Here is a 20,552-nt window from a genome sequence, read left to right as displayed (position 1 = left end):
CCCACCTGGCTCAGGACGCCGCGGTGACGCCGACCTTGGTGGAGAGCAGGTCGGCCACCGCGTGGACGGCGCGCAGTGTCGGCGCCTTGGTGCCGGTGAGGTCGGCGAGCTCGACGACCGCGGCGAGGATGACGTCGAGCTCGAGCGGTTTGTCCTTCTCGAGGTCCTGCAGCATCGACGTCTTGTGCTCGCCGACGCGTTCGGCGCCGTCGAGCCGCTTGTCGACGGAGATGTCCGGGTGACAGCCAAGGGCGGCAGCGATCTCCAGCGACTCCTCCATCATCATCCGGACCATCTGCCGGGTGCCCTGGTGCGTCGCGATCTCGACCATCGTCGCCCGGGCCAGCGCACTGATCGGGTTGAACGCGGCGTTCCCGAGCAGCTTGATCCAGATGTCCTTGCGGATGTCCGCCTCGACCGGGCACTTCAGTCCGCCGGCGATCATCGCCGTACTGAACTCGGCGCACCGGTCCGACATCGTGCCGTCCGGCTCGCCGATCGAGAAGCGGGTGCCTTCCAGGTGCCGGACGACGCCCGGAGCCTCCAGCTCGGTCGAGCAGTAGACGACGCAGCCGATGGCGCGATCCAGGTCGAGCACCTCGGTGACGGAGCCGCCGGGGTCCACTGACTCGATCCGGCGGCCTTCGTACGGGCCCTTGAGACCGTGGAAGTACCACCAGGGGATGCCGTTCTGCGCTGCCACCACGACTGTCTTGTCGTGCAGCAGCGGCTGGAGCAGTGGGCCGGCGCTCACGTACGAGTTCGCCTTGAGGCCGAGAAAGACGTAGTCGACCGGACCGATCTCGGCCGGGTCGTCGGTGGCCGGCGTCCGGGCCGTGAAGTCACCGCGTGGACTGAGCACCTGCACACCGTGCGAACGGATCGCTTCGAGGTGCGCCTTGCGCGCCACCAGGTGGACCTCAGTCCCACCACGGTGCAGAGCCGCGCCGACGTACGCACCGATCGCACCGGCGCCGAGAACCGCAACCTTCATAGGGGTCCCTGCCTTCCGGGAGGCTTGGTATACGGCATACAGTATGGTCCAGGGCGAATGCGGTCAAGATCACACTGGGCGCCAAAATGTTCGTCGCACGGCGATGAATCCGGCGTGGCCGGTCGGTAGGTACTGACGACAAGCACTCGGACGAAGGAGTCAGGACCATGGGACACGTCATCGTCACCGGATTCGTCAGCCTCGACGGCATCGTCACCGACCCGGACGGCTCGGACGGTACGCCGGCCGGCGGCTGGGCGTTCCGGCACGGGCCGGAGACGCACGGCGGGGACAAGTTCCGCCTCGGCGAGCTGATGGACACCGGCGTCCTGCTGCTCGGCCGGAACACCTGGGAGCTGTTCAGCCGGCTCTGGCCGAACCGGACCGACGAGTTTTCGACCCGGATGAACAAGATGGCCAAGGCGGTCGTGTCGCACTCGATGACCGACGTCTCGGCGTTCCCGAACTCGACGGTGATCGAGGGTTCGCTGACCGGCTACGTGCGGTCCGAGCCGCGGACGATGGCGGTCGCCGGCAGCGTGAGCGTGATCCGGGCGCTCCAGGCCGAGGACCTGGTCGACGAGTACCGCCTGATGACGCTGCCCACGATCGTCGGCGCCGGGGAGCGGATGTTCGGCCCGACGGACACGCCGGTCCACCTGCGGCTGGCGTCGGTCGCCCAGACCGGCGCGGCCTCGCTGGCGACGTACGTGCGCTGACTCACGGCGCGCCCGGGGAGTCGGGGGTGGCCCTCGGTTCACCGGGCGTGCTAGGGTTCATTCCGGTTGATGTTATGCAGTTCCACGTTCGTTCGAAGCGCCCGCGGATTTGTAATCCGCCGGGCGTTTTGTCATTTCAGGAGAAATCATGGCTTTGGGAACAGTGAAGTGGTTCAACGGCGAGAAGGGCTTCGGCTTCATCTCGCAGGAGGACGGCGGGGCCGACGTGTTCGTGCACTACTCGGCGATCCAGACGTCGGGCTTCCGTTCGCTGGACGAGAACCAGCGCGTCGAGTTCGAGCTGGCGCAGGGCCCGAAGGGCCTGCAGGCGGAGAACGTCCGCCCGCTCTGAGCTCGAACTGAGCTCGTTCTGAGTGCAATCTGACGGCAGGGCTCTGTGGAGCCCTGCCGTCAGCTGCTCCAGAGGTACTCGCCGTCGTCCAGCTCCTCGGTGCGGGTCAGGCCGACCAGGCCGGCGACGGCACCAGAAGCAGCATGGTCCGGGTGGATGTGCGCGATGACGCGCTCCACGTCCTGTGACCACAACCAGGCCACCAGGCCTCGGGCCGCCTCCTTCGCGTAGCCGCGGCCCTGCCAGGGTGTTCCGATCACCCAGGCAATCTCGGCAGTCCGGTCGACGATCGTCGCCTGGACGTACCCAACCAGTTCGTCGCCCGACCGGACGACCCAGTTGAGCCATTGCTCCCCCGCCCGGTCCGGACCGGCCAGCTGCCGCCGGAAGCGGGCTTCCAGCACCTCGACGCTCGGCGGCTCTCCCCCGGTGAACGCGTAGAGACTCGGGTCGGACAGGACCTTCGCCATCTCCTCGGCGTACTCGACCCGCAGCGGCAGCAGCGCCAGGCGCTCAGTCTGGATCACGGGTCCACGGTAGCTCCGGACGGCTCGGTCGCTCCCTCCTCGACCGACCCGCCCGGAGCTACGACCCGCATCCGTGCGTTGGTGTGCAGATCGAACTGCGGACCGCGGTGGTCACCGTCCCCGTACGGCGCCACCCGCTCCTCGTAGTGCAGCCACGGACGCACCGCTACCCCTAGCTGGTCCCCCGTCTCCACGGTCTCCCCCTCGTTGACCGTGATGTCTGCCAGCTCGGCGTACAGGTGCTGGATCGCGTTCGACTCGACCACGACCCGTTCGGGCCCGGTCCCGACCACCACACCGGCCAAGGTCGACCGGACCGGTGTCCCAGGCACGGTCTGGTAGTCGCGGCCGGAGTGACCGGTCACTCCGTACTGACGGACCACCACTGGGTTGTGTACCGGGGCTGCCATGTCCAGATGGTCCGCCGGCACCTTCAGGCAGTCTTAAAGCCGGGCCGGTACGGCAGGGTAGGCGGCCGGCTCGACGTCCAGCTCGCTCATCCGCTGGACGTACGTGCGGTAGGCGCGGCGGGCTTCCCCGTGCGCACCGCTGGCCTGGTACGCCGTCACCAGGCCGAGGTGTGCGCGTTCGTCGTACTGGTCGCGCTGCAGGATGCGGAGCAGGTACCCGGCCGCTGCGTCGGGGTCACGCTGGCCACGCTCGGCCAGGACCCGGGCCACGCGGACGTACAGGGCGCGGGCCTCCTCGCGCATGCCCGCTGCCCAGTCGGCGTACACGTCCTCCTCCAGGAAGTCACCGGAGTACGCCGCCTCGGCCGCGCGGAGCAGCCGGAGGTCGCCGGTGTTCAGGCCCTCCCGCGCGTCGTGGAGGAACAGCTCGACGTCCACCTCCGTCTGGTCGCCGTCCAGCCAGATGGTCGCCCGGTCCGCGCCGACGAACTGGTCCGCCGAGTAGCGCTTCTGCGGGTCCAGCACCGAGCGGACCGTCGACAGTGCGACCGAGAGCCGCGGCGAAGCGAGCGACTCGTCCTGGTCCGGCCAGAGCAGGTCGAGCAGCTGCACGCGGGCGACCGGTCGACACCGACGGGCCACCAGGATCTTCAGCAGGTCGCGGGCCTTCTTCGACGGCCACTCGCCCAGCTGGACCGCCTTGCCGTTCCGCAGTACCCGGAAGCCACCAAGGCACTCGACGCGGACCGGTGGTGGACCGGACTCTTCGGTCGCGGCCAGCGCGGCTGCCGCGTACCTGGTCGCTCCGGCGGCCAGGAACTGTTGGTGCGCACGCAGCGCGAGGTCGCGGCCCTCTGGGCCTTTCCGACGCCGGGCGAGCATCAGCTCGGCGCGTGCCTCGCCGAGTGGGTCGCCGATCTCGTTCCGGATGTTCAGTACTTCGTGCAGCACCTCGTCGCCACCGCCTGCGGCCGCGTTGAGCTCCAGCGCGTCGGCCAGACCGGCCCGGTCGCGTCGCTTGCGGCAAAGGGCTGCTGCCTCCTCAGCGCTGGCTGCCGCGTCGGTCTTGTTGCCTGCGTGCAGCGTGACCCAGCCGAGCGCCACCAGGGCACTGGACAAGCCGAGGACGGGGCCGTAGGCAACCGCCTGCCGCGCGAGCTCGGCCAGCTCCGCTGCACGCTCCGGCTCCTCGACGGCAAGCACGCGGGCAAGTCCGGCCAGCGACGGTACGAGGGACTGCATGTCCTTCATCTCTTCGGCGATCACGATCGCCTCTTCGAAGCAGGCGCGGGCCATAGCGCGGTCGCCGCGCTCGCGGTACACCTCACCGAGCACCGAGAGCGGCTGTGCGACCCGCTTGGAGTCCAGCTTCTGGTAGAGCGAGCGAGACGCTTCCAACTCGCCTATCGCTTCGTCCAGCCGGCCCAGCCGGAGCAAAGCCTCGCCGCGGTTGTTCAGCGCGAGTGCACGGAACACCGCGAAGCCGGCGCGGTCCGCCAGCTCCAGTGCGATGTCCAGCTCCTTCAGACCGAGCTGGTAGTCGCCCTCGGCCACATGGTGCGATCCACGGTTCACACGGATCCGGATCGACTGCAGCAGGTCACCGCCGCGCTCTGCGTGCTCCAGCGCGCGGACGTAGTTGGTGAAGTTGCCCTGTGGGTCACTGTCGACCGCAGCCAGCATCGCCAGCACCGTGTGCACGATGGCCAGCGCCCGGTCGTCCCCGGACTGCTTGGCGGACTGCTGCGCCGCGGTAATCAGTGCACGGCATTCCTCGAACTCACCGCGCAGCCAATGCGCTCCAGCCCACCAGGCCTGCAGCAGTGCCTCGTCGGTCGGTTGCTGCCCGTCCAGCCGACCACGCTCGTACGTCGCGATGGCCACGTCGGTCTGGCCTCGCAGGTGGTGGATCAGACCGAGCCGCCACGCGACCGCCACGGGGATCTCGCCTTCCGGTTCGATGATGCGGTCGAAGCACTCCACCGCGCCCTGCCAGTCACCGAGCACCTGCCGGGCTTCGCCTTCCAGCTGGTCCATGACGGCACCACGTGGCGCGGGCAGTGACGCGACCGCGGCGACCACGATCTCGGCCATGCCACCGCTGACCATCGCATGACCACGGTCGTGCAGCATGCGGGCGACCACTGCCGGGTCGACGGCCTGGTAGCAGGCCAGTGCGTCCCGGTGCTCGCCGATCGACTCGAACCACTTGCCGGCCTTCAGTGAGAGCTCTGCGATCTCCTTCGCGTCCACAGCCAGCCGGTCGTTGGCGAAGTTCTTCACCAGCGGGTTGAGCTCGTAGCCGTCCTCTTCACCGGCTGAGACGAGCAGTCCTCTGGTTCGTAGCTGCTGCAGGGTTTCTACGCCATGGGTGAGACCTATTGCCTGGCACAGGTCCGATCCGAAGCGCGGCAGTACGGCGACGCCGGCGACAAGCCGCCGTACCGCAGGGGGCTCCGCAGCGAAGACCTCCTCGGCCAGGTAGTCGTACAGCGGGCCGTCTGAGCGCAGGGCTCTTCTCAGCCGGGTGCTGCGGTCTGCGGGTGGAGCAGTGCGCAGCGCCTCTACCGCTAGACGTACTGCGGCCGGCCAGCCTTGTACTGCGGCCTGCAACGGCTCAGCCAGGCCGTCGACGTCGTCGCCGAGCACCTTCTCCAGTACTGCGTGCGTCTCGGCGACTGTGAACGCCAGAGCGGTCGCGTCGATCTCCAGCACCTGACCGCGGCCGCGGAGCCGGTCGATACCGAAGGGCATCGGGGTGCGCGAGGCAACGACCACGTGCAGAGTCGGTGGTGCCGTACGGACCAGACCCTCGATCAGTCTGGTTGCCGGCGCGGCTGGGTCCAGCTCGTGCAGGTCGTCGAGGACCAGGGTCAGGTCGTGGTCGAGGTTCTCGTCCAGGGCGTCGGCCAGGAGAGCGGCGTACGCAAGGGCACGGGTCTGCTGCTCGGCGTCCGCGTCCGGACCGCGTGGACTGTGCAGCTCGGCCGGGATCGTCTCCAGCGCAGGCACCTGACGTTGCAGGGCGTCCACCAGACCCGAGACCATGGCTGCGAGCGAGCCGTCCTCGGAGCGCACGGTGTGCCAGGCACAGAGGCGTCCGGTGGACCACTCGCGTAGCAGGGTCGACTTGCCGAAGCCGGCGTCCGCAACCACGGTCAGCAGCCGACGCTGAGCCCCCTCGTCCAGCAGAGCCGTCAACCGGGGGCGCCCCACGGTCCCCGCGCCGCTTTGATCCACCCGCTGCCACCTCCTCCCCAGAACCCCCGAACAGGACAGCATCCCGGAGAGGACCACCGCAACCGTGTTGACCCTGATCTATGGATTTCTCCGGCTGTCCAGGGACCGGCCGCTGGTTGGGAGGGAGTTTGCCGGTTCGGCAACAGGATGCGGGTTGTGCGAACCGAGGGGACGACACTGTCGGCATGATCGAGATTGATTGGGCAGAGCACGCCGGGCGGCTGCGGTCGGTGGCAGAGGTCGAGGCGGACTGGAACGCCGGTGTTGCCGGCAGCCTGGTGCGGGACGGCGACAAGGTCGCGGTTGACGTCGGGTGCGGTGGCGGTGGGATGGCTCTCGCGCTGGCGAAGGCGCTTCCGGACGGTGCCATGGTGGTCGCGATCGACGCGGATCCCGACGTACTCGAGCAGGCACGGGAGCACACCGCCGGGCTGGTCCGGTGCGAGCTGGCGTCGATGGACGACGGGGCCGAGCCGTTGCGTCAGGCAATTGGTGCGCCGGCCGACCTGATCTGGGCTTCGGCATCGGTGCACCACGCCGGCGACCAGCAGGCCGCGGTGGACGCGCTGGCTTCGTTGTTGGCGCCGGGTGGGCGGTTGGCGCTGGCCGAGGGTGGGCTGCCGGCGCGCAGCCTGCCGTGGGACCTCGGGGTGGGTGAGCCCGGGTTGGAGCTGCGGCTCGATATCGCACAGGACCGGTGGTTCAAGGTGATGCGGGAGTCGCTGCCGGGGTCGGTGCCGATGGGGTACGGGTGGACCGAGGCGCTGACGCGGGCCGGGCTGACCGAGGTGACGACGCGGAGCATCCTGACCGAGACGTCGGCGCCGCTGTCGGCTGAGCGGCAGGAGAAGGTGGTCGAGGCGTTCCGGGTTCGGATCGGGCAGCTGACCGGGGAGGCCGCTTCTGGTCACGGGCATGGACACGGACATGGACATGGCCACGTTGAGGCTGGGGCGGACTGGTTGAGTGCTGAGGATCTGGCGGCGTGGAAGGTGCTGCTCGACCCGGAGAGTCCGCAGTACCTTGGCCGGCGGAAGGACCTCGCGGTGCTGTCTGTACGCAGTATCCACGTGGGCCACGCGCCGCGCTGAGGGCGGCGGTCGCAGGAGTGTCGGCCGGTCGCCGTAAAGTGGCTGCCCATGAACGACCGGCTGGTGTGGATCGACTGCGAGATGACCGGCCTCGACCTGGCGACAGACGCCTTGATCGAGGTCGCGGTGCTGGTCACCGACTACGAGCTGAACGTGCTCGGTGACGGGATCGACCTGGTGATCGCGCCGCCACCGGCCGCGCTCGAGCAGATGGGTGACTTCGTCCGCGACATGCACACCGCGTCCGGGCTGCTCGAGGAGCTCGCCGGTGGGATCGCCCTGGCCGACGCCGAGCAGCAGGTGCTCGACTTCATCCGCGGGTACGTGAAGGAGCCGCGCAAGGCGGCGTTGGCGGGGAACTCGGTCGGCACCGACCGGACCTTCCTGGTCCGGGACATGCCGCGGGTCGAGTCGCACCTGCACTACCGCAACGTCGATGTCAGCTCGATCAAGGAACTGGTCCGCCGGTGGTACCCGCGCGTGTACTACGCGACGCCCGCCAAGACCGGCAACCACCGGGCGCTCGCCGACATCACCGAGAGCATCTCCGAGCTCCGCTACTACCGCCAGACCGTCTTCGTCCCCCAACCAGGCCCCGACTCCGACACCGCCCGAGCCGCCGCCACCCTCATCACCACCCCCGCCCCAGCCGCCGACTGACCCACGTTTTGGGCCCCCCGGCCTCGATTTCTTGTCCGGAGGGTTCATCGCTATGATTGCTCAGCCGTCGCACTGAGGCGGCAATGGTGGGTGTAGCTCAGCTGGTAGAGCACCTGGTTGTGGTCCAGGTGGTCGCGGGTTCGAGTCCCGTCACTCACCCGAAGTCGAGGGCGATCTGTGCCTGCGGAAAGCGCAGGCCGGGTCGCCTTCGGCATTTTGTGCGGCTGCGCTCCGCTCGCCGCAAGCGGGGGCTCCGCCACCCGCACCCCCTACGCCATCGCTCCGCTCGGCCCCCGGCTCAAGTTCGCCGATCAGCTCACCTGCTGTGGTCACCTTCGCACTAGGCTCGCCATCGCTCCGCTCGGTTCCCGGATCAAGTTCGCCGATGAGCTCACCTGCTGTGGTCACCTTCCGCACTAGGCTCGCCATCGCTCCGCTCGGTTCCCGGATCAAGTTCGCCGATCAGCTCACCCTGCTGTGGTCACCTTCCGCACTCGGCTCGCCATCGCTACGCTCGCCTCCCGGGTACGGATCGCCTCGCCGGCTTCGGTCAGGTAGGCGACGGGCAGATTGTCCTTGCTCGGGCCGGGTGGCCGTGTTGAGCAGTCGAGTCCGTGTCTCTGACATGTGTTCATTCCTCACCTCGTGACGGCCTCAAAGCGAGCAGATAGAACGATCGGTCTTGCCATCTCGGCACAGCGGCCGCAGACTCCACAGACCATCGGAATCATCGGCTCCGGCCTGGTCGGCTGTTCACTCGCTCGTCTGGCCGTCGACGCAGGCTACAACGTCGTCCAGCCGCTTCACCGGGCCGGCTGACCGGCGTACTGATTCTCACCATTGGCAGAGGGCGGTGAGGAGGGGTGCGATCAGGATCGCGTTGGGGTGGCCCAGGGGGACGGTGAGGACGGGCTGGTCGGAGTCGGTCGCGAAGATGTAGATCATGCCGGCGTGTGAAACGGGTGTGCGGAGCGAGTCCCAGTCCAGGGACAGCTTCGGGCGCTTGCAGCTGATACCGTCCTGATTCACCTTGATGCTGCCGCCGACCGTCACGGTCTCGCCCTGGCGGACCCGGTTGACCAGGTCGGTGAGCAGGCGTGGTTCGACGACCTGCTTTGACAGGTTCACCAGGAACGTCCACCAGTCCGGCAGTTCGTCCCGGCGACCCATCCGCGAGTCGACCAGCGTGACCGCCGGCGCGGCCTTGTGCGGGTACTTGCCGACCTCGAAGTGCCAGTAGGTCGTGTACGTCGTCGGGAACATGAAGCGCTTCTCGGTGACCTGCTCGACCCAGTAGCCGATCCACTCGATCTCGTCGAGCGGCATCGACCGCCGGCCGTAACTGATCTGCTGCCCGTCGGCGTGGAGCGAACTCCAGCCGACCTTGGTGTCGAGAACCGGGATCTGGCCGGGCTGCGGTTGCCGGTCGTGCTCGTTCACGTGATGAGCCTTTCGGGTCGTCGGTAGGCTGATCGCGCGTAAGACGCGCCCCGGGTACGTCTGGTTCCGCTGTACCTGTGACTCATGGCTTCGGCGTCGCTCAACCAGGACCAGGCTCTGTACCTGATCGGTACCGTCAAGGACGTCACCGGGGTCTTCCGCTCCACCGACAAGGGCGCCACCTGGCTCCGCGTCAACGACGACGCCCACCAGTGGGGCAGCATCGGCGGCGTCGGCGTCATCACCGGTGACCCCGACACCTACGGCCGCGTCTACATCGACACCAACGGACGCGGTTTGCAGTACGGCGACCCGTCCTGACCCACACCCATTGAGCTCCGGGTCGGCCTGCCGGAAGGCCGAGCCGGACATCAAGCCTGTCCAAAGGCTTGCCGAATCCGTCGAAGCCGCGTCGCACAGCTGACTAGGGTGGGCGCCGGATTCGAGGAGGATGACGGATTTGAGACGCCTGATCGGGGCTTTGGTTGTGCTCGCCACGCTGGGGCTGTGCCCGGTGCCGGCGGTCGCGGCGGGGAGCGGCGACATCACGCCCGACATCCTGGCGAACCGCGACGTCACCTTGACCGGTGCCGCGGTGGTGAACGTGCCCGCTGGAACCACGACGTACGACGGGGTGATCCGCGGCGAGGGAACGCTGCGGATCGCGGGTAGGGGCACCCTGATCCTCACCAAGGACAGCGACTTCTCGTTGCCCAAGGCAAAGCAACGGCAGGCGGTCCGGATCCTCGGCGGCAACCACCCGTACGTCGTGGTCACGCGCCCCGATCCGCCGGCGATCGTCGTGGACCAGGGTGCGACTCTGCAGTACGGCAACGGCGGCGGCACCGGACTGATCGGCAGGTTCCCGTACGGCACGCCCGGCTACCAGCTCAACCAGGACAACATCGAGGTGAACGGCACCCTGCGGTTGTCGCTCATCCGGTCCGTCAACCTCGGCACGATCAGCGGTTCTGGGCTGATCAGCCAACCACGGTTCCTGTGGGGCACCCTTGACCTGGCGGGCAGCAATCCGTTCTCGGGCGTCATCGACAACGGTACCCAGGCGTCCGCCGGCAAACCGGAGACCACGGTCGCGCTGCCGAACGTCCGGGCCATCCTCAACCAAGGCACCTGGACGGTCGACACCCCGCTCGGCCAGACCGTCACCATCCGGCAGAACTTCTACCAACGCGAGTACGGCAGCGACATCAACGTCCAGTCCCGCCCCGGCAGCAAAGTGATCCTGACCGGCCAGTACAGCTACTCGAACCGTGGTGGCGACACCAATCCGTCACTGAGCGATCCCGCGATCAATTGGCGGAAGATCCCGCACAACCTGAACAAGCGCGGCACCAACATCAAGGGCGCGAACGTGCAGTGGGGTGACGGCAGCACGAGCAAGATCTTCATGCCCGGCACCGCGGACACCGTCTACATCAACCTGCTGGCCGCGCGGTCCCGCTCCAAACTCACCTTCGCCTACAACGGCCCGGTCACCCTCGGCGCCCCGATCGGCGGCGGCGTGTTCCACGACACCCTCAAGTCGCCTGGCGCCGGTGACGTCGTCATCAAGGCGGTCCGTGGCAACGACGTGACATTCGCCGCCGACCAGTACTACGACGGCTCGACGACGATCGAGAAGGGCGCGACCCTTCGCCTCGGAAGTGGACGGCCCGGAGGTGACGGCAGCCTGTTGACGAAGGCCGCGTTGTTCCGCGTCGTCAACGACGGTTCGCTGGTAATTCGCAACGCCGACAAGGCGATCACGCTCTCGAAGCTCAGCGGCACCGGTTCACTGACCCAGGCCGGCGTAGCGACGACTCGCCTCGCCGGTGCGCTGACGTACACCGGCACCACCACGATCTCGCGGGGAATCCTGGCGCTCACCAGCGGCAGCCTGACGTCCAGCAGCGCCGTGAGGCTCACCAAGGCCGGCGCGAAGCTGGACCTGACCAAGGCCGGCAACCAGACACTCCGAAACCTCAGCCAGGCCTCCGGCACCACAGTCCTGTACGGCGATCACGCGACGCTCACCTTGAGTCGTCAGGCCAAACTCTCCGGCACCTTCCAGGGCGGCCGGCTCGTCAGCACCGGCACCACCGGCGGGACGTTCACCGTGAAAGGCGATTTCGAGCAGACACCCGACGGGCAACTGTCCACCCGAGCTACCGGTACGCCGATCCGCGTGTTCGGCAGGGTATCGCTGGCCGGAAAGCTCGCCCTCACCCCGCCGGCCAACCACACCAACGAAACGCTGCTGATCGCGAATGACGGCACCGACCCGATCGCCGGTGCGTTCACCAGCCTCCCCGAAGGCACCCGGGTCGGGGGCTACCAGATCACCTACAAGGGCGGCGACGGCAACGACGTCACGCTGAAACTCGTCAAGGCAAAGGCAGCGCTCGACGACCAGCCCACCGCGCCCCCGGCAACCACCTCGACTGCCGCCAACGGCACCTCCCTCCGCCTCCCGGCCATCCTCGCGGCCGCAGCCGTCGTACTCCTCGCCCTCATCCTGATCGTCCTCCGCCGCCGACGTCGTACCGCTGAGAACAATCCGGTCTGACACCTCATTTCGGTGGGTCGCCGTCACCTGGGCGGTAGGAGAACGTGGGCCAGTCGACGCGCCACTCGATCTCGCGGATCTGCCTGCGGATCGTGCCGCCGGCATCCGACGACGGTCAGGTAGGTGCTGTCGACACCGCGGCAGCAGTAGCCCCACGATGCCGCGAGGTACCAGTAGCCACCGTGCTGGAACAGTTACGGTTGCTCGATCGCGTCCGCGGGATCCGCGGTGCGGTGCCCACAGGTGAGCAACGCCGTACGCGCCGGTCCAACGGGGTACCGCGATCACACCCAATCGTCACGCTCTGCACACCACCCACCTGGTTGTGGTCCAGGTGGTCGCGGGTTCGAGCCCCGTCACCCACCCGAAGTCGAGGGCGATCTGTGCCTGCGGAACGCGCAGGCCGGGTCGCCTTCGGCATTTTGTGCGCCGTCGCTCCGCTCGCCGCCAGCGGGGGCTCCGCCACCCGCACCCCTCGCACCTTCGCTCCGCTCGGCTCCCGGCCCAGGTCCGCCAGTCAGCTCACCTGCTATGGCCACCTCCCGCGGTCCGCTCACCGCCGCTCCGCTCGACTCCCACCTCGAGTCAGCCAGCCAGCTCACCGGCTCTGGCTAGCCCTACCACCTGCCATCGCTCCGCTCGACTCTCCGCCCAGGTCCGCCCGTCACCCACCGACCGAGGCCACCCACCATCAGCTCACCTCCGCTCCACTCGACTCCGGCCCAGGTCAGCCAGCCAGCTCACCGGCTGTGGCTGGGTTACCCCGCCCGCCCCGGCACCGACTCACCCGACAACCCACCATCACTACACACCTCCACCACCCACCCGCATCCCGCCCACGCCCCGACACCCACCTACAACTCACCCCGACGCTCCCCACAACCCGCACACACATCCACCGCCTGCCTGCACTCGCCGGCGCCCACTCCAACCCACCATCAGCACGCACTCCAGCACGCGACCGCACCCGGCACTCACCCCCGACAACCCACCACCAGCACACGCCGCCTTCACCCGCCCGCCGCTCCCACACACAACCCACCACCACCCGACCGCCCACCACCCAGCACGCACCGCCAACCACCCGCCTGCACCCCACTCACCCGGCGTCCATTCAGCCGTGGCCGGGTGGGGTTGGGTCTGTCGTCTGCGGTTGGGGTGGGGGGTTCTGAGAGACTGCGGGGGTGAAGGGGTCTGGGAGTTCTTGGTTTGGGTATGCGGTGGTGGTGGCCGTGACGTTTGTGGTGGGGTTCTTGGCGTTTGCGGTGTGGGTGTTGGCGAAGGTGTTCTAGCGGGGGTGTGACCTTGTCGGCTGGTTGATGCGTCTTGTCGGGTAGAGGATCGACGAGAGGCTGTGGATGAGGTCTACCGAGGATTTCGAGGAGTTCGCGCGGGCGCGGATACCGCACCTGTACCGGACCGCTTGGTTGCTGACGGGTGATCGGCACCACGCGGAGGATCTGGTCCAGGACACGCTCGCGAACCTGCTGCGGACCTGGCACAAGATCGACAACCCGGAGGCGTACGCACGGACCGCGCTGGTGCGGACGTACATCTCCCAACGCCGCCGCAAGAGCTGGTCCGAGCGGCCGACCGCCGACCTGCCGGAGACGGCCGAGCGGCCTGGGGATCCCGAGCTGAGGATGGCCCTGCAGAGCGCCCTCGCGGAGCTGGCGCCGCTGGATCGCGCCGTACTGGTGCTGCGGTTCTTCGAAGATCGCAGCGTCGAGCAGGTCGCGCTCGATCTCGGCAAGAACGCCAGCGCGATCACGACCCGCACCGCCCGAGCCCTCGGCCGCCTCCGCGCGGTCCTCGGCGACGGCGCCACCCAGCTGACCGCGCTCTGAACCCGAGGAGAACCATGAACACCCAACTCAGCACCCTGATGCGTCAGGCCACCGAAAACCTCGAGCCGGTCACCCCCGACCTCCTCGAACGCACCGTCCACCAGGGCATCCGCCTACGTCGCCGCCGTACGACGCTCGTCACGGCGACCGGCGCCGGCGCCGTACTCGCCACCGCGGCACTCATCACCGGCGGTCTCCAACTCGTCAACCACAACCCCACCCCGGTCACCCCGCAGGTTGCCGGCAAGCCGACCGTCGCGGCGCCCCACGCGAGCGCGAAGGAGACCCTCGCCACGCTCCGGTCGCTCGTTTCGGCGCCCGGCCGCACCCTCTCCGCGCCGGAGAGCTCAGGCAAGCCCGCCGACGGCTATCTCACCGCCGCGTACGTCGTCAACGACGGCAAGGGCGGCTCCCGCATCGAGGTCGGCCTCAGCGGACCCCCGGCGAAGCCGGGCCCCGGCACCGTCGTGAGCTGCCAGAACCGTCCGCACTGCACGATGAACCCCGACGGCTCGGCCCTGATCACCCAGACCAATCTGCCGGAGTACCCCGACAACCGGCAGAAAACCAACGGCATCGTCAGCAACTCCGTCACCCTGATGCTCCGCGACGGCCGAACCATCATCCTCACCAACTACAACGGCACCCTCGAAAAGGGCACCAAACACACCCGGCCGCTGCCACTCTTCACCACCACCGAACTGACCAAGATGGCCCACAGCCAAACCTGGAAGTTCCCGCCGGCACAAAAACAAACCCCCAAGCCACACAAGTAACCCAGCAGCCCGACGAGCTCCGCCAGGTGGCGGAGCTCGTCGTACGTGCAAGGCAAAGCGGAGGCGCGCAGCCCGCGAGCATGCACCAACGCCTGGACCGACCGCACCCCGCGACCCACGGCATGCATCCTGCTCACCACCGCTGCCGGTCCAGATCAACGCCCAGGGCAACCATCTCCACCGCACCCAACGGCTTGTCGCAGGTCACGCCGTGCGCGCTCAAGTAGTTGCCCGTTCCACCCGGCTTGGTAGGCGAGTTAGTGCGCGACCGCGAGTACCCCGTGTGTCACCAGCTCGACGCCGATTGCCAGTGTCAGGAAGCCGATGATGCGGCCGAGGGCGCCTAGGCCGGTGGGGCCGAGTTTGTCGACGAGGGGTGTGCCGAAGCGGAGCAGTACCGCGACCAACCCGGCCACCACGAGCGCGGCGACGATCACCGCGCCGCGGTTGAGCACGCCTGGGTGGCGGGCGGTCAGCGCGATCACGACGCCGATCGCGCCCGGGCCGGCGATCAGTGGGAGCGCCATCGGCGAGAACGAGATGTCGGGCTTCGTCACGCCGTGCGTCTTCTCGTCGTCGGTGAGTGCCTCGCGCGCCACGATCATGCCGAAGCCGGAGTGGCCAACGACCAAACCGCCAGCGATCTGCAACGCGGGCAGTCCGATACCGAGGCCTTCGAGCACGAGCGTCCCGAGGATGGTGAAGACGGCAAGGATCCCGAAGACGTAGACGCCCGTCATCAGCGCCTGCCGTTTGATCGCGGCACGATCCGCGCCCTCGGTCAGGCCGGCGAACGTGGCCAGCGCGCCGACCGGGTTCGTGATCGGCAGCAGGGCGGCCAAGGCCGAGATCGCTACGTGTACCGGCTCCACGGTTCGCGAGCGTACTCAGACGGGCGGTTCGACGTACCAGCGGGGCAGTTCACCAGGCTCGAGCTCCGTCAGATCGCCCGGTCTCGACAGAGTGAGGACGGCCTGCTGGATCTCGCGGCGAGCGTTGAGCGCGTCCTCGATCGCGTACAGCCGGGCCGCGACCTCGGACTCGCTGTCGTTGCCGACGACGTCGACCGCGGCAACCAGGAAGATCCGGTCCGCGCCGACCCACTCCATGTGCAGGAACGTGACCCGCTCGATGTCCTTGTGCTCCAGCAGCGCGCGCAGCACCCGGTTACGAGCCAGCGGCGTGACCGCCTCGCCGGTGAGGAAGTCCATGTTCCGGGTGATCAGGAAGAGCGCGACGGCCCCGAGCAGCAGTCCGACGACGATCGAGCCGACCGCGTCCCAGGCCGCGTTGCCGGTGACTTGGTGCATGAAGATCGCGAGTGCGGCGATCACGATGCCGATCAGCGCGGACAGGTCCTCGACGAAGACAGCCCGCAGTACCGGGTTGGAGGTCAGGCGCACGTACCGCCACGGTCGGATCATCCGCTCCAGGGCGCCGGCCTTGGTCTGCCGGAGCGCCTGCGCGAACGAGACCCCTTCGAGCACGAAAGAGACCCCGAGCACGGCGTACGCCCAGGTGTACGACGCTCCCTCGACCTCGCCGGTGCGCAGCGACTGGATCCCGTGCCACACCGAGACCGCCGCGCCGACGACGAACAGACCGAACGCCGCGAACATCGACCAGATGTAGCCGACCCGCCCGTACCCGAGCGGATGGGTCCGGTCGGCCGGCTTCTGCGCCTGCCGCTCCCCGACCAGCAGGAACACCTCGTTGCCGGTGTCGGCCCACGAGTGCGCCGCCTCGGCCGCCATCGACGCGGACCCGGTGATCACCGCCACCACCGTCTTCGCCACCGCGATCAACAGGTTGGCCGTCAGCGCAACCAGCACCGTGAGGAGACTCTCGTTCTCCGTCGTTTCGTTGGGACCACTCACGGGTCCGACCCTAGTCGCGTGCCAGGCAGCGGGACGGGAGGTCGAACCAGCGGAGGTGGTCGAAGTCGGTGTTGACCTCGCCTTCGGGGTCGGTGGTGGTGTCCTGACAGGTGTCGAGCAGGTCGCGGGCCTCGGCCAGGTAGTCGTCGAGAGCCGATTCGGGCGCGGTGTGGTCGTGGCGGGGGTAGCGAAGCTTGCCGTCGGCGTCGTACCCGACCTGGGACAGCCGCATCGGTGGCTCCACCGCACCGCGGTGGTGACGCCAGAGTCCGTTCGCCGGGTTGAAGCGGTAGTCACCGAGCAGCCGCCAGCCGTCGCGGGCGACCAGCTGCACGGCGGCCACGACGTACTCGAACACGGCCTCCGAGATGAAGTAGTTGAAGTTGATCCGCACCCAGCCCGGTTTGATCCCCTCGCACCCGTGGATGATCTCTTCCTCGAACTCGTGCGACCGCTCGAGATCGATGCCGAGCAGCGCGTGCCCGTACGGCCCCGCGCACGAACAGCCGCCGCGGGACTGGATGCCGAAGAGGTCGTTGAGCAGCGCGACCACGAAGTTGTGGTGCAGGTACCGTCCCGACGGCGCCTTCACCACGAACGACACGATCGACAACCGCTCCGCGTCGAGGTTCCCGAGGATCTGCAGGTTCGGCTCCTCCTTCCACGCCTCGACCGCGCGCCGCAGGTACGCGTCCTCGTGCGCGCGGATCACGTCGATCCCGACCGCCTGCTTCAGCTGGAAGGCGAGCCCGGCCCGGATCGACCCGATAATCGCCGGCGTGCCGCCCTCCTCGCGGTGGATCGGGTCGTCGAGGTACCGGTGCTCGAGCGGGTTCACGTACGCGACAGTCCCGCCGCCCGGTACGTCGGGGACGCGGTTGCGGAGCAGCTCCCGCCTGGCCACCAGTACGCCAGGGGTCCCCGGGCCGCCGATCAACTTGTGCGGGCTGAGGAAGATCGCGTCCTTGTACGACAGCGGGTCGGTGTCGCGTCCGCCGTACATGTCGATCTCGACGTACGGCGCGGCGGCGGCGCAGTCCCAGAAGCTGAGAGCGCCGTACCGATGGAGGAGGGCGGAGACGCGCTGGGTGTTGCTGACGATGCCGGTGACGTTGCTGGCCGCCGAGAACGAGCCGATCTTGAGCGGGCGCTCGGCGTACTCCTGGAGCTTGGCCTCGAGCTCGTCGATGTCGATGTGGCCGTCGTGGTCCTGCGGGATCACGACCACGTCGGCGATCGACTCGCGCCAGGGCAGCTCGTTGGAGTGGTGCTCGTACGGCCCGATGAAGACGACCGGGCGCTCGTTGACCGGGATCTGATCGGTCAGGTGGTACGTGTCGTCGAGCTCGGCCGGGATGCGCAGGCCGAGGACGCCGATCAGCTTGTCGATCGCACCGGTCGCGCCGGAGCCGCAGAAGATCAGCGCGGTCTCGTCGTCGCCGCCGACGCTCTGGTGGATGATCCGGCGCGCGTCCTCGCGCAGGCGGGTCGTCTGCAGGCCGGTGCCGCTCGACTCGGTGTGGGTGTTCGCGTACCGCGGGAGGACTTCCTCGCGGATGAAGTCCTCGAGGAAGGTCAGCGCGCGTCCCGATGCGGTGTAGTCCGCATATGTGACGCGGCGCGGCCCGTACGGCCCCGGCATCACCTGGTCGTCCCCGATCACCGACGCGCGGATCCGCCGCAGCAGCGGCGTGTCCGGCGGCATCTCCCCGTGTGTCCTCATGGCGCCAGAGTAAGCCACCTTGGACGGACAAATCATGGACGAACGAGAGCCTGTGGATAAGGTCGGTCCCAGTCGACGGCGAGGGAGTTGGGATGACGTTTTCCGGCGAGTTGTGGGACCGCGGCGGAGCTTCGGTGTACGACGAGATCGTGCGGCACCCGTTCATCACCGGGCTGACCGACGGCACGCTCGACCACGACGCCTTCCGGTACTTCGTCGTCCAGGACAGCCACTACCTGCGCGCGTACTCACGGTGTTTGAGCCTGGTGGCCGGGCGGGCTCCGGACGAGGACGCCGTCAGCATGTTCGCGCTGCACGCGGCGAACGCGATCGCTGTGGAGCGGGAGCTACATGCCTCGTTGCTGGCGTCGCTGGGGCTGACGTCGGCTGACGTGGACGCTGCTGGGTCCGGGCCGACCACCACGGCGTACATGTCCTATCTGACTGCGGTCTGCGCCACCGGGACGTACGCCGAGGCCGTGGCCGCAGTGCTGCCTTGCTACTGGATCTACCGGGACGTCGGACGGGAGCTGCTGAAGCGGTCGTCGCCGGACCCGGTCTACCGCGAGTGGATCGCAACGTACGGGTCAGAGGAGTTCGACCGCGTGGTCGAGTCGGTGCTTGCCGTGACCGACACACTGGACGTCGGCGCCGCGGAGCGGGAACGTTGTCACCAGCACTTCGCCACGACGTGCCGCTACGAATGGATGTTCTGGGACGCCGCGTACCACAGACTCGATTGGCCGGTGGGATGAAGGACTTCTACGACGTCGTCATCGTCGGTGGTGGGCACAACGGCCTGGTCGCCGCGACGTACCTGGCCCAGTCCGGGCAGTCCGTGCTGGTCCTGGAGCAGCAGGCGCACACCGGCGGCGCAGCGGTCAGCGAGCGGGTGTTCCCGGGCGTTGACGCGCGGCTGTCGCGGTACTCGTACCTGGTCAGCCTGCTGCCGGACAAAATCGTCGCTGACCTCGGGCTCGGGCTGGACCTCCGCTCGCGCGCGGTGGCGTCGTACACACCGGTACGACGAGGCGGCCGGGACCTGGGGCTGATGGTCGAACGGCCCGAGGGGGCTGTCACCCGTGACTCCTTCCGCGCACTGACCGGTGGCGACAAGGAGTACGAGGCGTGGACCGACTTCTACGGCTCAGTCAGCTCGCTGGCCGCTGCGGTGGCACCCACACTGCTCGAGCCGCTACAGACTGCTGCTGCTCTGCGCTCTCAGGTCGGCGGCGCACTGTGGGACGAGCTGGTGGAGCGCCCACTTGGTCTTGCAGTCGAGCAGCGCTTCAGTGACGACACGGTCCGGGGCGTGGTCGCTACCGATGCCGTCATCGGCACCTTCGCCGGCCTCCACGACGAGTCCCTCATCCAGAACCGCTGCTTCCTCTACCACCTCATCGGCAACGGCACCGGGGAGTGGCGGGTGCCTGTAGGCGGGATGGGCGCAGTCACCGACGCATTGGCCGCAGCTGCACGGCGCGCTGGGGCTTCTCTGGTCACCAACGCGTCAGTGACGTCCGTTGAGGCCGACGGCGTGCGTGGCTCGGTCACCTGGCTCGGTGGTGACGGAGAGCGGTCAGTGGACTGCTCCTGGGTGCTGTCGAACGTCGCACCCTCGACGCTGGCTGCGCTGCGCGGTTCCGCGGGCGTTGAGAAGCCGGAAGGTTCGCAGCTCAAGATCAACCTGCTGCTGTCTCGCCTGCCCTCGTTGAAGTCGGGCGATGACCCTGCGCGGGCCTTCGCCGGTACCTTTCACATCAACGAGGACTACAGCCAGCTGGAGACGGCGTACCGCGACGCGTCCGGTGGCTCATTGCCCGCGGTCGCACCGTCCGAGGTGTACTGCCACTCGCTGACCGACCCAACCATTCTCTCCTCCGAGCTGGTTGCCTCCGGCCACCACACCCTGACTGTCTTCGGCGTGCACTTCCCCGCCCGATTGTTTGCCTCTGACAACGACTCGGCCCGGGAGGCCGCTGTCGAACGGGTTCTGGCCGGTCTGCAGTCGTACCTGGCCGAGCCACTCGAGGACTGCATCGCCCGCGACGTCAACGGTGCGCCGTGCATCGAGGCGAAAACGCCGTACGACATCGAGGCCTCCGTCGGCATGCCCGGCGGCCACATCTTCCACGGCGACCTCCAGTGGCCATGGGTGGACGACGACGTCGAGGCCGGCCGCTGGGGCACCGAAACCGACGTCGCCAACCTCCTCATCTGCGGCTCCGGCGCCCGCCGAGGCGGCGCCGTCTCCGGCCTCGGCGGCCACAACGCCGCCATGACCCTCCTCACCCGCTAACCGATTTCGTACTTCCCCCACCCCCCTGCTA

The 20,552-nt window shown here is 68.3% G+C and carries 18 protein-coding genes and 1 tRNA gene; 11 read left to right on the top strand and 8 right to left on the bottom strand.

What is annotated here, in order from left to right:
- Nucleotides 1-10: 10 nt before the first annotated feature.
- Nucleotides 11-994, bottom strand: a complete 984-nt coding sequence (locus AB0E69_RS35240; RefSeq protein ID WP_360156520.1) for a 2-dehydropantoate 2-reductase — start codon at nucleotides 992-994, stop codon at nucleotides 11-13.
- A 167-nt stretch (nucleotides 995-1,161) separates the two neighbouring features.
- On the opposite strand from AB0E69_RS35240, the gene AB0E69_RS35235 reads away from it, so the two are divergent.
- A complete protein-coding gene (locus AB0E69_RS35235) occupies nucleotides 1,162-1,713 on the top strand; it encodes a dihydrofolate reductase family protein (RefSeq protein ID WP_360156517.1) in 552 nt (183 codons plus the stop codon).
- A gap of 148 nt (nucleotides 1,714-1,861) precedes the next feature.
- The gene (locus tag AB0E69_RS35230) at nucleotides 1,862-2,065 is read left to right on the top strand and encodes a cold-shock protein (RefSeq protein ID WP_360156514.1); all 204 of its coding nucleotides are present in this window, start codon (nucleotides 1,862-1,864) and stop codon (nucleotides 2,063-2,065) included.
- A 59-nt stretch (nucleotides 2,066-2,124) separates the two neighbouring features.
- Here AB0E69_RS35230 and AB0E69_RS35225 read toward each other — a convergent pair whose 3' ends face one another.
- From AB0E69_RS35225 to AB0E69_RS35215, 3 genes are read right to left on the bottom strand one after another with little or no spacing between them, the layout of a single operon-like run.
- Nucleotides 2,125-2,592 (bottom strand): GNAT family N-acetyltransferase, encoded by a 468-nt coding sequence (locus AB0E69_RS35225; RefSeq protein WP_360156511.1) that lies wholly within the window; start codon nucleotides 2,590-2,592, stop codon nucleotides 2,125-2,127.
- Nucleotides 2,589-3,002, bottom strand: coding sequence for a M23 family metallopeptidase (locus AB0E69_RS35220; RefSeq protein ID WP_360156508.1), 414 nt, complete (start codon nucleotides 3,000-3,002; stop codon nucleotides 2,589-2,591). The genes AB0E69_RS35225 and AB0E69_RS35220 overlap by 4 nt, the downstream gene beginning before the upstream one ends.
- Before the next feature lie 33 nt (nucleotides 3,003-3,035).
- Complete coding sequence (locus AB0E69_RS35215) at nucleotides 3,036-6,203, bottom strand: tetratricopeptide repeat protein (RefSeq protein ID WP_360156505.1); 3,168 nt, start codon at nucleotides 6,201-6,203, stop codon at nucleotides 3,036-3,038.
- 224 nt (nucleotides 6,204-6,427) lie between these two features.
- Here AB0E69_RS35215 and AB0E69_RS35210 point away from each other — a divergent pair, with 224 nt between their 5' ends.
- From AB0E69_RS35210 to AB0E69_RS35200, 3 genes are all read left to right on the top strand, one after another.
- Nucleotides 6,428-7,333 (top strand): class I SAM-dependent methyltransferase, encoded by a 906-nt coding sequence (locus AB0E69_RS35210; protein ID WP_360156502.1) that lies wholly within the window; start codon nucleotides 6,428-6,430, stop codon nucleotides 7,331-7,333.
- A 48-nt stretch (nucleotides 7,334-7,381) separates the two neighbouring features.
- A complete protein-coding gene (gene orn / locus AB0E69_RS35205) occupies nucleotides 7,382-7,993 on the top strand; it encodes an oligoribonuclease (RefSeq protein ID WP_360156499.1) in 612 nt (203 codons plus the stop codon).
- 86 nt (nucleotides 7,994-8,079) lie between these two features.
- Nucleotides 8,080-8,152 (top strand) — tRNA-His (locus AB0E69_RS35200).
- 675 nt (nucleotides 8,153-8,827) lie between these two features.
- Here AB0E69_RS35200 and AB0E69_RS35195 read toward each other — a convergent pair.
- On the bottom strand, nucleotides 8,828-9,433 hold the full coding sequence (locus tag AB0E69_RS35195; RefSeq protein ID WP_360156496.1) for a hypothetical protein: 606 nt from the start codon (nucleotides 9,431-9,433) through the stop codon (nucleotides 8,828-8,830).
- 84 nt (nucleotides 9,434-9,517) lie between these two features.
- Here AB0E69_RS35195 and AB0E69_RS35190 point away from each other — a divergent pair, with 84 nt between their 5' ends.
- The 4 genes from AB0E69_RS35190 (at nucleotide 9,518) to AB0E69_RS35175 (ending at nucleotide 14,622) form a co-directional block, all read left to right on the top strand.
- Nucleotides 9,518-9,754, top strand: coding sequence for a hypothetical protein (locus tag AB0E69_RS35190; RefSeq protein ID WP_360156493.1), 237 nt, complete (start codon nucleotides 9,518-9,520; stop codon nucleotides 9,752-9,754).
- A 130-nt stretch (nucleotides 9,755-9,884) separates the two neighbouring features.
- Nucleotides 9,885-11,999 (top strand): hypothetical protein, encoded by a 2,115-nt coding sequence (locus AB0E69_RS35185; protein WP_360156490.1) that lies wholly within the window; start codon nucleotides 9,885-9,887, stop codon nucleotides 11,997-11,999.
- Nucleotides 12,000-13,357: 1,358 nt separating this feature from the next.
- Nucleotides 13,358-13,846, top strand: a complete 489-nt coding sequence (locus AB0E69_RS35180) for a SigE family RNA polymerase sigma factor (protein ID WP_360156487.1) — start codon at nucleotides 13,358-13,360, stop codon at nucleotides 13,844-13,846.
- A 14-nt stretch (nucleotides 13,847-13,860) separates the two neighbouring features.
- Nucleotides 13,861-14,622 (top strand): hypothetical protein, encoded by a 762-nt coding sequence (locus AB0E69_RS35175; protein WP_360156484.1) that lies wholly within the window; start codon nucleotides 13,861-13,863, stop codon nucleotides 14,620-14,622.
- Between the two features lie 257 nt (nucleotides 14,623-14,879).
- Here the strand turns inward: AB0E69_RS35175 and AB0E69_RS35170 are convergent, their stop codons facing one another.
- From AB0E69_RS35170 to AB0E69_RS35160, 3 genes are read right to left on the bottom strand one after another with little or no spacing between them, the layout of a single operon-like run.
- Nucleotides 14,880-15,494 (bottom strand): MarC family protein, encoded by a 615-nt coding sequence (locus AB0E69_RS35170; protein ID WP_360156481.1) that lies wholly within the window; start codon nucleotides 15,492-15,494, stop codon nucleotides 14,880-14,882.
- Nucleotides 15,495-15,509: 15 nt separating this feature from the next.
- Nucleotides 15,510-16,499 carry a cation diffusion facilitator family transporter gene (locus AB0E69_RS35165; RefSeq protein ID WP_360156478.1) on the bottom strand — a complete coding sequence of 330 codons (990 nt, stop codon included), beginning with the start codon at nucleotides 16,497-16,499 and terminating at the stop codon, nucleotides 15,510-15,512.
- A gap of 10 nt (nucleotides 16,500-16,509) precedes the next feature.
- Nucleotides 16,510-18,222: an aminotransferase class V-fold PLP-dependent enzyme gene (locus tag AB0E69_RS35160; protein ID WP_360156475.1), complete on the bottom strand. Its 1,713-nt coding sequence runs from the start codon at nucleotides 18,220-18,222 to the stop codon at nucleotides 16,510-16,512.
- 92 nt (nucleotides 18,223-18,314) lie between these two features.
- Between AB0E69_RS35160 and tenA the strand changes: the two genes are divergently transcribed.
- Nucleotides 18,315-18,977 (top strand): thiaminase II, encoded by a 663-nt coding sequence (gene tenA, locus AB0E69_RS35155; RefSeq protein WP_360156472.1) that lies wholly within the window; start codon nucleotides 18,315-18,317, stop codon nucleotides 18,975-18,977.
- Nucleotides 18,974-20,521, top strand: a complete 1,548-nt coding sequence (locus AB0E69_RS35150; RefSeq protein WP_360156469.1) for an NAD(P)/FAD-dependent oxidoreductase — start codon at nucleotides 18,974-18,976, stop codon at nucleotides 20,519-20,521. Before tenA ends, AB0E69_RS35150 begins: the two co-directional genes overlap by 4 nt.
- Nucleotides 20,522-20,552 lie beyond the last annotated feature (31 nt).

It is taken from the genome of Kribbella sp. NPDC026611 (assembly GCF_040638345.1).
In the GTDB taxonomy this organism is placed as follows: domain Bacteria; phylum Actinomycetota; class Actinomycetes; order Propionibacteriales; family Kribbellaceae; genus Kribbella.
Note: the sequence above shows the minus strand (reverse complement) of the source record. Positions and strands in the feature narration are given on the sequence as shown.

What these genes read in the sequence shown, in the direction of transcription:
- AB0E69_RS35190 (WP_360156493.1), top strand. Translation starts at nt 9,518, where the DNA reads ATGGCTTCGGCGTCGCTCAACCAGGACCAGGCTCTGTACCTGATCGGT.
- AB0E69_RS35240 (WP_360156520.1), bottom strand. Translation starts at nt 994, where the DNA reads ATGAAGGTTGCGGTTCTCGGCGCCGGTGCGATCGGTGCGTACGTCGGC.
- AB0E69_RS35235 (WP_360156517.1), top strand. Translation starts at nt 1,162, where the DNA reads ATGGGACACGTCATCGTCACCGGATTCGTCAGCCTCGACGGCATCGTC.
- AB0E69_RS35150 (WP_360156469.1), top strand. Translation starts at nt 18,974, where the DNA reads ATGAAGGACTTCTACGACGTCGTCATCGTCGGTGGTGGGCACAACGGC.
- tenA (WP_360156472.1), top strand. Translation starts at nt 18,315, where the DNA reads ATGACGTTTTCCGGCGAGTTGTGGGACCGCGGCGGAGCTTCGGTGTAC.
- AB0E69_RS35185 (WP_360156490.1), top strand. Translation starts at nt 9,885, where the DNA reads ATGACGGATTTGAGACGCCTGATCGGGGCTTTGGTTGTGCTCGCCACG.
- AB0E69_RS35230 (WP_360156514.1), top strand. Translation starts at nt 1,862, where the DNA reads ATGGCTTTGGGAACAGTGAAGTGGTTCAACGGCGAGAAGGGCTTCGGC.
- AB0E69_RS35160 (WP_360156475.1), bottom strand. Translation starts at nt 18,222, where the DNA reads ATGAGGACACACGGGGAGATGCCGCCGGACACGCCGCTGCTGCGGCGG.
- AB0E69_RS35210 (WP_360156502.1), top strand. Translation starts at nt 6,428, where the DNA reads ATGATCGAGATTGATTGGGCAGAGCACGCCGGGCGGCTGCGGTCGGTG.
- AB0E69_RS35180 (WP_360156487.1), top strand. Translation starts at nt 13,358, where the DNA reads ATGAGGTCTACCGAGGATTTCGAGGAGTTCGCGCGGGCGCGGATACCG.
- AB0E69_RS35220 (WP_360156508.1), bottom strand. Translation starts at nt 3,002, where the DNA reads ATGGCAGCCCCGGTACACAACCCAGTGGTGGTCCGTCAGTACGGAGTG.
- orn (WP_360156499.1), top strand. Translation starts at nt 7,382, where the DNA reads ATGAACGACCGGCTGGTGTGGATCGACTGCGAGATGACCGGCCTCGAC.
- AB0E69_RS35175 (WP_360156484.1), top strand. Translation starts at nt 13,861, where the DNA reads ATGAACACCCAACTCAGCACCCTGATGCGTCAGGCCACCGAAAACCTC.